The following is a 12,003-nucleotide window of genomic DNA, read 5'->3' on the forward strand; positions in this document are numbered from 1 at the left end:
TCACTTTCAGAAGACTTCTTTTTCGGGAGTTGAATTTCTCAGCTTCACTCCTTTTACCGCAGAAATTTCCAACAGTGAAATTTTAAGGACCTATCAATTTTTAAGTACCTCTCGCACGCATGATTTTCTTCTGCGCGGGCCTCCGTCAGTTTTTCTTTCTTGAATCCTTTCAGAAAATACTGTTTTACGTACTTAAAATAAAATTATGCAAAAGATCATTTTTTTGCTGTTGAGCCTTTCAGCAGCACTGGCCTATGGACAACAAAACCTTAAAGGGACTGTTCTTGATGCCACCACCGGAGAACCAATTATTGGGCCTTCAGTATATATATCAAAGCTTGAAAAAGGAAGTATTTCGGATATTTCCGGAGAATTTATTTTGGAAAATATTCCGGAGGGCAAACATAATCTGCTAATTTCTTCCCTTGGTTACGGTACCAAAAATGTCGAAATTGAATTGCCTTTATTAGAAAACCTGGTGGTGCGCCTCTCTCCTACTGCAATTGAAATTGAGGAAGTCATTATTTCCACTCCTTTTCACCAATTGCAGAGCGATAATGTGATGAAGGTGGAACGCACCACGGTCACAGAACTTACCCGCAGTGGAGCGCTGAACCTTGCAGAAGGTATTTCCAGCATTGCTGGGGTAGAGACCATTACGACCGGAGCCGGAATTGGAAAACCTGTTATTCGGGGTCTCAGCTCAAACCGGGTACTGGTTTATAGCCAGGGTGTCCGCCTGGAAAATCAGCAATTTGGAGATGAACACGGTCTCGGTCTGAGTAGTTCGGGTATGGAGAGCGTGGAAGTGATTAAAGGACCTGCATCCCTGCTCTACGGAAGTGATGCCCTTGGTGGAGTGTTATATCTGAATCCCGAAAAATATGCTTTGGCAGATAGCACTTCTGTAGATGGTAAGGCTATTTTCTATTCTAATACTCTTGGAGCCGAAGCTAATGTCGGTTTTAAAACTTCCGGAAACCAGTGGAAGTTTTTGGTGAGAGGAAATTACGCGGCTCATAGTGATTACGAGACCGGTGCCGGTCAACGGGTGACCAACAGCCGTTACAATGAAACTGACGTAAAGACCGGAATAGGCTTTAGGAATGATTCCTATAAAGCTGATCTGCGGTATAATCTTAACAGCAGTGAGCTTGGAATCCCGGAGGAGATTGGGGAGCAAACGACGTCTAGAGATCCACAACTGCCTTATCAGTCGGTTCAAAACCATATACTCAGTCTTGATAATTCTTATTATTTCAAAAATTCAAGTTTTAATCTGAAGCTTGGCTATCTTTTTAATAACCGGAAGGAGTTTGAAGAGGAACATGAACATGAGCATGAGGAAGAACATTCCGAAGAAGGCGAAGCAGATTCCCCGGCTCTTCAAATGCACCTGGAAACTCTGAGTTACGATCTGAAATATAACTTCCCAAAAAAGGGAAATTTTGAGACTATTGTTGGGATCCAGGGTATGTTTCAAACAAATACAAACCTGGGAGAAGAGATTCTGATCCCCGATGCTTCTGTAAATGACTTCGGAATTCTGGGAACTGCCCATTATCATTTAGAACGGGCCGATTTTCAGGCTGGTTTGCGATATGACCACAGACAGATCGACAGTAAGGCTGCCGGGCTGGAGGGAAGCGAAGAGTTCATTGCTCCCATAGACCGGCGATTCGACAGCTACAATGGGGCTTTGGGTATTAAATACGATATTGATGAGCAAATTACAGCAAGGCTAAACCTTTCCAGTGGGTTTAGAGCTCCAAACCTTGCCGAATTAACTTCCAATGGTACACACAGTGGGGCAAACAGGTTTGAAATCGGTAATCCGGAACTGGATAATGAACAGAATTACCAGATAGATGTGTCTCTGGAATATAGAAACCAGCACCTTGAGGTATTCACCAATGCCTTTTTTAACCGGTTGAACAACTACATATATCTTGAGCCTACAGGAGAAATTAGAGAGGAAAATCTTGTTTTTCAATACATTCAAAATGATGCAAAATTATATGGAGGCGAAGCAGGGTTTCACTTACATCCACATCCGGTAGACTGGTTGCATTTTGAGAGCAGTTTTGACGTGGTATTGGGGGAACGGGATAACGGTCAGGCGCTACCTTTAATTCCGGGAGCTTCTATTCTCAATACATTCAGAGTGGAGTTTCCGAAATTGAGGAGTTCCTTTGCGGATAGTTTTGCCTTTCTGAGCCTTAAAACCGTTTTTGATCAGAATAGAACCGGAGAATTTGAAACTCCTACAGGAGGTTACTCTCTGCTAAATGCCGGAATGGGGACAACTCTTCTCTTAGGTGGAAGTGCCCTGGAGCTTCAGGTAAGTGGCACCAACCTTTTGAACAGAACCTATATCTCTCACCTTTCCCGCCTAAAGCAGGACGGAATTCCAAATATGGGAAGGAATATAATGTTGAGCGCCAGAATATCTCTTTAGTGTTATAAAACAAAAAAGATCCTGAACGAACGGGTTCAGGATCTTTTATTTTATTGGATCATCAATTATCTGGCTTCCACCTCTATTACCTGCCCCTGCATAACAGGAGCCTTTTTCCATACAAAAGTATAGATCCACATTAAGGTAAAAGTGGGAATGACATCAGTAAATGGGAGGATCTCTTCTAAGAATACCAGAACAGATGCTATTTTACCATTGCGGCCGGGATACATTTGACTCATCTTTTTGGCAGCATAGGGCGCCCAGAACAGGTCTAAAAAAGGACCTACAAGAGGAATCGAAATTGTCGCCATACCAATAGCATCATAAAATAAACCCTTGGTCAGTAATCTCTTTTTTGATGTGATCATTTTTTTCTTTTTTCTTAGATAAAGCAAGAAAAGTGCCACTTTTCGTCAGGCTGTCTTTAGCTTGTCTGCAAACTTATTGCGCAGTTTTTGCACTTTAGGATCAATGATCACTCTGCAATAGGGTTGTTCGGGGTGGCTATTATAGTAATTATGATGTTCCTCTTCTGCCTCATAGAACTCCTTTGCTTCCCCCACTTGGGTTACAATTGGATCTGAAAACACTTCTTCTTCCTCCAGCTGCCTTATCACCTTTTGCACGGTGTTTTTCTGCTCTTCGGAATGATAAAAGACCGCACTTCGATACTGCGTTCCAACATCGTTCTGCTGCCTGTTAAGAGTGGTTGGATCATGGGTGCTAAAAAAGATATTCAATAACTCTTCGTAAGAGACGATCTCCGGATTAAAATGCAACTGTATGGCTTCTGCATGGCCGGTCCTTCCGCTAATTACCTCCCGGTATGCCGGATTCTTAATATTTCCTCCGGTAAAACCGGAAACTACCTTTTCTACTCCGGCTACCCGTTGAAAGACTGCTTCGGTGCACCAGAAACAACCACCGGCAAAGGTGGCAACCTCTACTTTTTTGTTTTCCATAGTTTTTTGTTTTAAAGTAGCGAAAATTTGAGGATTCTACAATTTACAGCACGTCCTACTTTCAGAAGTTGTATTTCTTGTGTAACATTGCAATCCCCCTTATCACAACAAATAATAGTATAATAAATGCCCTTCAAAAAGTCTTTTTTAGCCCTTTTCCTGCTCATAAGTCTTTGCTCCTATTCGCAGGAGGAAGCACTTCCGGAGAAAAGAAGTTATACAGCGACAAGGATCACAGAAACTCCTGAAATTGACGGAATTCTGGATGAAGACATATGGCGAACCATTCCCGAAACTTCTAATTTTGTAATGCTCGAACCCGGAGACGGGGAGGCTGCACCTGCTTCGCATCAAACGAAGGTGAAAATTGGGTATACAAATGAAGCTATTTATATAGGGGCTTACATGTTCGATGATGATCCTTCAACTATCAGGAGGCAGTTTGCACAACGTGACAACATTCCCGTAGCCGATGCTTTTATCGTTGATATTAACACCTATAATGACGGAGAGAACCAGACCCGCTTTATAATTACCGCTGCCGGCACCCTGGCTGATGCAAAGATACAGGGAAACAGTGAAGATGTTGCCTATAACGTGGTGTGGGAAGGACAGGTAAGTATTGATGAGGATGGATGGTTTGCCGAATTAAGAATTCCTTACTCTGCCCTCCGGTTTCCTGAAAAAGACCAGCAACTGTGGGGACTGCAGATGGGAAGAGAGATACGTTCCCGCAATGAATCCTATGTTTGGAATTATATAGATAAATCTGTTGGAAAAGGAACACATTATAATGGACTTTTAAAAGGTATCAGCAATGTAAATCCGCCGGTGCGACTTAGTTTATATCCTTACCTGTCGGGAGAAGTAGATCAATACGATGGGACTACCAGTACTGCTTTTAACGCAGGAATGGACCTTAAATACGGCCTTAGTGATGCTTTTACTCTGGATGCAACTCTTGTGCCCGACTTCGGTCAAACTGCTTATGATGAGGTAGAGCTAAACCTGGGACCTTTTGAGCAGACTTTTGGGGAAAACCGCGCCTTCTTTACGGAAGGAACCGAACTGTTCACGAAAGGAAATCTCTTCTATTCCCGCCGCATTGGTGATACCCCCACCGGGTTCAATGAGGTACAGGATCAGCAACTGGAGAATGAAGAGATCATTTCTAATCCTGAAAAAACAAACCTGCTGAATGCCCTTAAAATCTCCGGAAGGACCGAAACCGGTTTGGGAATAGGTTTCTTCAATGCCATTACTGAAGAAACGAAGGCTGAATTAAGGAATACTGAAACCGGAGAAACACGGAAGGTGGTGACCGAGCCATTTACCAACTATAATATCTTTGTGCTTGATCAGCAATTCGACCAAAAATCTTCGGTTTCTGTGATCAATACCAATGTTATTCGAGAAGGGAATTTCAGGGATGGGAATGTCTCAGCATTCCTTTTTGACGTATATAACAACTCCAGCTCCTTTAATTTTTCCGGAGAAGCAAAGATGAGTCGGGTGAATCTCCCGGACAGGAATAAGACCGGATTTTCTTCCACTCTGGCTTTTGAACGCACAAAGGGAAATTTCAGGTATGGTGTCAGACACCGGTTTGCCAATGAGACCTTTGATATTAATGATCTAGGTGTCAATTTTACCAATAACTATAACAACTTTTTCTGGGAAACTTCGTATCGAACTTTCAAGCCGCAGGGAATTTTTAATCAATACCGTGTTCAGGTCTACGGAAATCATCGACGCAGGTACCAACCGGATGTCACTGTGGGCTCCGGAATTGGGTCCAGTTTCTTTGGTGTGACACGCGAACGCTTTGCTTTTGGAGGTTCTCTGGAGGCAAATACGAAGTTTAAGGACTTTTTTGAACCCCGAAAAGAAGGCAGGTATATTCAATATCCCGAAAGTGCCGACGTGGGAGCCTGGGTTTCTTCAGATTACCGGAAGAAATTCGCGTATGACATACGTCTTAATTATGGCCAGTTCTTTGAAAATAATAACGACGAGATCAGGTTGCGGGTGAAGCCAAGATTTAGGTTCAGCAATCATTTTCTGCTCATCTATTCGTTCAATTACAAAAAGGAGAACAATCGGGACAGTTTTGTTGAACTTCTTCCGCGGAATATCATTTTTGGAAGCAGGGACATCGAAAGTGTAGAAAATTCACTGCAGGGAACCTATAATTTCAATACGAGATCGGCTCTCAACCTGAGTTTCCGTAACTTCTGGTCAGCTGCTACCTTTGCAGATGATGAATTTACAAGCCTGGGAGAAGAAGGGAATTTGTCTCCGTTCAACTATGTGGTTACTGAAGACAATGATCCTGATGCTAATTTTAATATCTGGAATCTTGACCTTAGCTACCAATGGCGCTTTGCCCCTGGTAGTGAGATGATCCTGCTCTATCGAAATTCCATTTTCAATCTTGATAAACAAAGTGAGTTGAATTATTTAAACAGTCTTGAAAACCTTTTTCAGGAGCCGGCGAGACATAATCTTTCCCTGCGGGTAGTCTATTATTTGGACTATAATACCATGAAAAATGTAATTAAAAGCTAATATTGCAGTAGAACTTTAGTAAATGATCGAAGCACGTAGTATCCACAAAACTTATAACGACCTCCACGTACTTAAGGGAGTTGACCTGCACATTGGCAAAGGCGAAATAGTTTCTATTGTGGGCGCTTCGGGAGCCGGAAAGACTACTTTACTGCAGATCCTGGGTACACTTGAGAAGCCCGATCGCTGGAATGGCAGCGGGCTTGAAGTCAACGGTATTAATGTGAATTCCCTCTCTTCAAAGGAGATCGCCCGCTTCCGGAATGAGAACATCGGCTTCATTTTTCAATTCCACCAATTACTACCTGAGTTCACGGCATTAGAGAATATTTGTATTCCGGCGTTCATACATAATACTCCTAAAGAAAAAGCAGAACAAAGAGCAAACGAACTTCTGGGATTTTTGGGCTTGTCGAATAGGGCGCATCATAAACCGTCAGAAATGAGTGGTGGCGAGCAGCAGCGTGTGGCGGTAGCACGATCATTGATCAATAATCCCGGGGTGATCTTTGCCGATGAACCTTCCGGAAACCTCGATAGTGAATCGGCAGAGAATCTACACAAGCTCTTCTTTGATCTGCGGAAGGAATTTGGCCAGACTTTTGTAATCGTTACACACAACGAAGAACTGGCTAACATGGCAGACCGAAAACTGACTATGGTAGACGGTAAGATTTTATAACCGAACAAAAATTTCCCTTTTTTTGAAACCTTCAGAATTAAAAGAATTCCTTGATTTTAAGGTCGAACAGTATAATACACCTGAATTTATTGAGACTGACCCGGTGCAGATCCCGCACCAGTTCACTAAAAAAGAGGATATTGAGATCTCCGGTTTTCTAACCGCCGTTATTTCCTGGGGAAATAGAAAAAGCATTCTGAAGAACACGAATTCTATGATGGAGCTGCTGGGGAATGCTCCTTTTGATTTTGTAATGAATCATTCCGAAGAAGATCTAGAAGGGCTTCAGAATTTTGTTCACCGCACATTCAACGGAACCGATTTGATTTATTTTGTAACCGCCCTTCGGAATATTTATAGCAGACATGGCGGCCTGGAAAGCATCTTCAGTAATTATTCAGATAATGGTTCTTTACAGCCTGCCATTCACGAGTTTAAGAAAATATTTTTTGAGCTTCCGCACGAGCAACGTACCGAGAAACATGTGAGCGACCCGCTTAAGAATTCAGCGGCAAAAAGGATCAATATGTACCTGCGGTGGATGGTACGGGAAGATGCCGGAAATGTGGATTTTGGCATATGGAAAAGGATCTCCCCCTCACAACTGTCCTGCCCATTAGATGTTCACTCCGGAAATGTTGCCAGAAAACTCGGACTTTTGAAGCGAAAGCAAAATGATGCGAAGGCACTTTTGGAGTTGGATACCAGTCTGCGGAAATTGGACCCCAATGATCCTGTGAAATATGACTATGCCCTCTTCGGCTTAGGGGTATTTGAGAAATATTAAGCAATATTTACTAAAAACCCATAAAATCATTAAGGTAATCTATTACTTTAATGCATATTTAATATCTTTAGCCTATAACAGGTAGATAATTAATTATGCCAAGTTCCCGTTTCCAGGAGTATGAAGATCTCAATCCACCATTGTCTGAGGAATTCCATATTCTTAAAACAGCTCCTAAAAAGGATTATACCGATATACTTTTTTTAGCTACCCAGATCTGTGAATCTCCTATTGCGATCCTTAAAGTAGTGGAAGGTGACAGCAGTTATGTCAAGGCTGCCGTGGGTATTGAGGCAGAAGATGTTCCCTCAGACACTAATTTTTGGCAGGTTGTTTTGGACGAGGGCGATCTTTTGATTGTCCCCGATCTTTCCACAGATATTCGGTTTAGCAGCAAACCTTTTGACAATCTCACCTTTTTCGCAGCAGTGCCTCTGTTTACTCCGCAGGGAGAGAAACTGGGCGCTTTACTGGTTTTTGATCATCAGGAAAAGGTGCTGGACAACAATCAGAAGATGGCTCTAAAGATCCTGGCCGAGCAGGTTTTGAATCTGGTAGCTTTCCGGAAGCAGAACAATGAACTCCAACGCGTACAGAATAACCTGGAACAGAAATATTCCGATCTGGAAAAGTTTGCCAGCGTGGTTTCTCACGATATTAAATCACCCCTGGCGAATATTATTTCCCTTACAGACCTCCTGAAGGAAGAAAATAAAGGAAACTTTGATGAAGAGACCCGTCAGTATCTTGACTTCCTTTCTCAGGCTTCCCATAGCCTAAGGAACTATGTTGACGGATTGCTGATATTCTACCGCAGTGAAAAGATCCTGGAAAAAGAAGAGGAAGATGTTGATCTTAATAGCTTTTTTGAAAATATAGTAAAACTGTATTCCGTAATTCCCAACGTAGAGATCACCTACCCTACCTACGGGCATCTGGAAAAGGTAAATAAAGCCGCTCTTTCTCAGATCTTCCTGAATTTGATCAGCAATGCCCTGAAGTACAATCACAAGGAACACCGAAAAGTAGATGTCATTTTTAGACCTGAAGAGAAATTCTACTTTTTTGAAGTAAGGGATAACGGAGACGGGATCCCAAAGGAAAGTTTAGATCACATTTTTGATCTCTTTGCAACCCTTGATGGGAACGACCGCGACGGTAATCCCGGCAGTGGAATTGGGCTTGCCACGGTGAAGAAAATGGTGCAACATATGGGCGGCGATATAGAAGTTGAATCCCAACCCGGGGAAGGAAGTAATTTTAAATTCAAAATTAAAAGGTGGTCCTAAGCTCTTTTCTTACATTTGATTAAAAGTAACCCGGGGAATGCAGTTTAAAAATCCAGAACTTCTTTATGCACTGTTCTTACTGATCATCCCCATCCTCGTCCATCTTTTTCAGTTACGCAGATTCCGGCCCCAGGAGTTTACCAACGTAAAATTCCTCAAAAAAGCTGTTTTACAGACCCGTAAAAGCTCTCAACTCAAGAAATATCTCATACTTTTTACCCGGCTTCTGCTATTGGCCAGTGCGATCCTGGCTTTTGCGCAGCCATATTTTCCTTCAGCAGCACCCGCTTTTGAAAAGAAAGAAACAGTTATCTATCTCGATAATTCCTATAGCATGCAGGCGAAAGGTAAAAATGGTGTCCTTTTAAAAAGGGGAATTCAGGACCTGCTTGAAAATATACCTGAAGAAGAAACAGTAACTCTTTTTACGAATGACAGCGAAGTGAAGAATGTAAGCGGAGCAGAGCTTCGGAAAACGCTTCAGCAACTAGATTATTCAGCGGGACAACTCGATCTTAACCAGGTCTTGCTGAAGGCCCGGAACAGCTTTTCGTCTGCTTCCGGAAATCAGAAGAATTTTATCGCTATTTCCGATTTTCAGCAACGGGACCCAAATACAGAACCGCTCACCGGGATCAATACCTATTTGGTGAATATGAAACCCAACCAGCTAAGGAATGTGTCGCTGGATACCGCCTTTTTAGAACACTCCGGATTGGAAGAATACACTCTGGCCGTAAGTCTTAAAGCTTCCGAAGAAAATCTTTCCGATGAATTACCTGTGGCCTTGTATGACGGGAAAAAGCTTCTGGCCAAGAAGACTCTGAAGTTCGAGGAAACCCCTGAAATAAAGACCAGTTTTACCCTTCCTGCAGAACCTATTAAAAATGGCATTTTACGAATAGAAGACAACGGGCTGAGTTTTGACGACGTGCTGTATTTCAGTATCAATGAAGTAGACCCGGTACAGGTGGTGATCATTGGGAAAGGCGATGATACTTTTTTAAAACGCATCTACACCGAACCGGAATTCGAGGTGAGCAGTTTTGCACAGGAAAGCATTGATTATACCAGGCTTTCCCAGACAGATGTGGTGGTTCTTAATGAATTGAATTCCATTTCTTCTTCGATCGCCAATTCCCTGAAGCAACTTCTCGAGGAACAGGTGTACCTGATCGTCATCCCTTCTGAAAATGCCGATATACAAAGCTATAATTACCTTTTTAGAAACACTGGGTTCCCTTCTTTTTCAGAAAAAATACTTCAGGAAAAACTGGTGACAGAGATCGCTTTTTCACACCCGTTGTATGAGCAGGTCTTTGATGAGCGGGTGAAGAATTTTCAGTACCCAAAGGTCCAATCTTATTATCGCACTACCGGTGGCGGAAATGCAGTTTTGAGATATGACAGCGGCGAAGCTTTTCTACTGGAACGCGAAAACATTTTTGTGTTCACGGCAGCGCTGAATGAAAAGAATTCAAACTTCAGGAATTCCCCGCTAATTGTTCCTACTTTTTTCAACATTGGAAATCTTTCTGTAAGCCCACCCCGCCTCTATTATAATGTTGGTCAGCCACAAAATATTAACGTAGGCGCTGAATTAGGTCCAGATGAGATCCTGACGCTTTCCGGAAGGCGTGGAACTTTTATTCCGAGGCAACAAAGATATCAGAACAAGGTGGAGCTTTTTCTTCAAGAAGATCCTGAAACTGCCGGGCATTTTGTTCTGAAGCAGGATACTTCCGCAGTAAATACGCTGAGTTTCAACCTTGACAGGCGGGAAAGTGATCTTACCTACGGAAAAATTAAACCTTCAGAAAATGTGGAGGTGGTACAAAATATACCTGATGTTTTTGACCGTATTCAAAGTGCCAATGAAGTTGACATGCTTTGGAAATGGTTTGTTATTTTTGCTTTGATTTTCTTACTCACTGAAATGCTTATTCTAAAATTCCTTAAATGAAAATACTGGTCAGATCTGCAAAAATCGTTGATAACGAAAGTCCGTACAACAACAAGGTGATGGATATACTTGTTGAAGACGGCATCATTAAAGAAATCGCACCTTCTATAAAGGCTAAAAAAGTTGACCGGGAGATCAGTTTCGGAAATTTACATGTATCGCAGGGATGGTTTGACAGTAGTGTGAGTTTTGGGGAACCCGGCTATGAAGACAGGGAAACCCTGGAGAATGGTTTGCTTACCGCGGGAAAAAGTGGTTTTACAGGTATCGCCCTGAACCCGGGGAATGATCCCGTGACTGATAACAAAGGCGCCGTTGCTTTTCTGAAGAACAAGGCAGAAAAAAGCGCTGTTTCGCTCTATCCTATTGGTGCCCTCACCCGTAAAAGCGAAGGCAAGGATATGGCCGAACTTTTTGATATGCAACAGGCCGGAGCGATAGCCTTTGTGGACCATAAACATTCGGTTTCCAACCCCAATATGCTGAAGCTGGCCCTTCAGTATTCGCAGAACTTCGACGGGCTTGTCATGTCTTTTCCGCAGGAAGATAAAATTGCTGGAATTGGCCAGGTGAATGAGCAGGAAAACAGCACCCTACTCGGATTAAAAGGAATTCCTGCCCTGGCAGAAGAACTGCAGATCATCCGTGACCTTTATATTCTGGAATACACCGGCGGGAAATTGCATATTCCGACTATTTCAACTGCAAAATCTGTAGATATCATTCGCGATGCGAAAGAAAAAGGGCTGGATGTTACCTGTAGCGTTGCCATTCATAATCTCTTTTTTACTGATGATGCGCTGAAGGAATTCGACACAAATGCAAAAGTATTGCCGCCCCTGCGCACAAAAGCTGATGTAAAAGCTTTACTGGCCGGTTTGCGTGATGGCACAATTGATATGGTGACCAGCGATCACACCCCAATGGATGTAGAGCATAAAAAAGTGGAGTTCGATAATGCCCTTTTTGGAACCACCGGGCTCGAATCTGCTCTGGGGGCATTATTACAATTGGTGACCTTAAAAACTGCCATAAAATTGCTCACAGCGGGAAAAAGCCGCTTCAATGTACCTGAATCTGTTATTGATGAAGGATATCCTGCCGATTTCAGCTTTTTTGATCCTGATGCAGAATACACTTTTGAAAAAGCGAATATTTTAAGCACCTCTAAAAACAGCCTTTTTGAAGGGCAACAATTGAAAGGAAAAGTCTACGGAATTCTTTCGGGAGAAAGGTTGCTGACTTCAGAAAGTTAAAAGAATAAAGTAATTTTGTAGTCTAAAGACCACTG

At 42.6% G+C, this 12,003-nt stretch carries 9 protein-coding genes; 7 read left to right on the top strand and 2 right to left on the bottom strand.

Annotated elements, in window-relative coordinates:
- The first annotated feature begins 205 nt into the window (after positions 1 to 205).
- Positions 206 to 2,458, top strand: a complete 2,253-nt coding sequence (locus ACNORC_RS12295; RefSeq protein ID WP_418335946.1) for a TonB-dependent receptor — start codon at positions 206 to 208, stop codon at positions 2,456 to 2,458.
- Between the two features lie 65 nt (positions 2,459 to 2,523).
- Here ACNORC_RS12295 and ACNORC_RS12300 read toward each other — a convergent pair whose 3' ends face one another.
- Together ACNORC_RS12300 and msrA are read right to left on the bottom strand one after the other, a co-directional pair.
- A complete protein-coding gene (locus tag ACNORC_RS12300) occupies positions 2,524 to 2,829 on the bottom strand; it encodes a hypothetical protein (RefSeq protein WP_418335947.1) in 306 nt (101 codons plus the stop codon).
- A gap of 45 nt (positions 2,830 to 2,874) precedes the next feature.
- Positions 2,875 to 3,423, bottom strand: a complete 549-nt coding sequence (gene msrA / locus ACNORC_RS12305) for a peptide-methionine (S)-S-oxide reductase MsrA (RefSeq protein WP_418335948.1) — start codon at positions 3,421 to 3,423, stop codon at positions 2,875 to 2,877.
- 126 nt (positions 3,424 to 3,549) lie between these two features.
- Here msrA and ACNORC_RS12310 point away from each other — a divergent pair, with 126 nt between their 5' ends.
- The 6 genes from ACNORC_RS12310 to ACNORC_RS12335 all read left to right on the top strand — a co-directional run bounded on the left by ACNORC_RS12310 (position 3,550) and on the right by ACNORC_RS12335 (position 11,968).
- Complete coding sequence (locus ACNORC_RS12310; RefSeq protein WP_418335949.1) at positions 3,550 to 5,991, top strand: DUF5916 domain-containing protein; 2,442 nt, start codon at positions 3,550 to 3,552, stop codon at positions 5,989 to 5,991.
- A 22-nt stretch (positions 5,992 to 6,013) separates the two neighbouring features.
- On the top strand, positions 6,014 to 6,673 hold the full coding sequence (locus ACNORC_RS12315) for an ABC transporter ATP-binding protein (RefSeq protein WP_418335950.1): 660 nt from the start codon (positions 6,014 to 6,016) through the stop codon (positions 6,671 to 6,673).
- A 22-nt stretch (positions 6,674 to 6,695) separates the two neighbouring features.
- Complete coding sequence (locus ACNORC_RS12320) at positions 6,696 to 7,460, top strand: TIGR02757 family protein (RefSeq protein WP_418335951.1); 765 nt, start codon at positions 6,696 to 6,698, stop codon at positions 7,458 to 7,460.
- Between the two features lie 95 nt (positions 7,461 to 7,555).
- Positions 7,556 to 8,749 carry a sensor histidine kinase gene (locus ACNORC_RS12325; RefSeq protein WP_418335952.1) on the top strand — a complete coding sequence of 398 codons (1,194 nt, stop codon included), beginning with the start codon at positions 7,556 to 7,558 and terminating at the stop codon, positions 8,747 to 8,749.
- A 37-nt stretch (positions 8,750 to 8,786) separates the two neighbouring features.
- Positions 8,787 to 10,712, top strand: a complete 1,926-nt coding sequence (locus tag ACNORC_RS12330; RefSeq protein WP_418335953.1) for a BatA domain-containing protein — start codon at positions 8,787 to 8,789, stop codon at positions 10,710 to 10,712.
- A complete protein-coding gene (locus tag ACNORC_RS12335; RefSeq protein ID WP_418335954.1) occupies positions 10,709 to 11,968 on the top strand; it encodes a dihydroorotase in 1,260 nt (419 codons plus the stop codon). Before ACNORC_RS12330 ends, ACNORC_RS12335 begins: the two co-directional genes overlap by 4 nt.
- Positions 11,969 to 12,003 lie beyond the last annotated feature (35 nt).

It is taken from the genome of Salinimicrobium soli (assembly GCF_048323655.1).
GTDB lineage: Bacteria > Bacteroidota > Bacteroidia > Flavobacteriales > Flavobacteriaceae > Salinimicrobium > Salinimicrobium soli.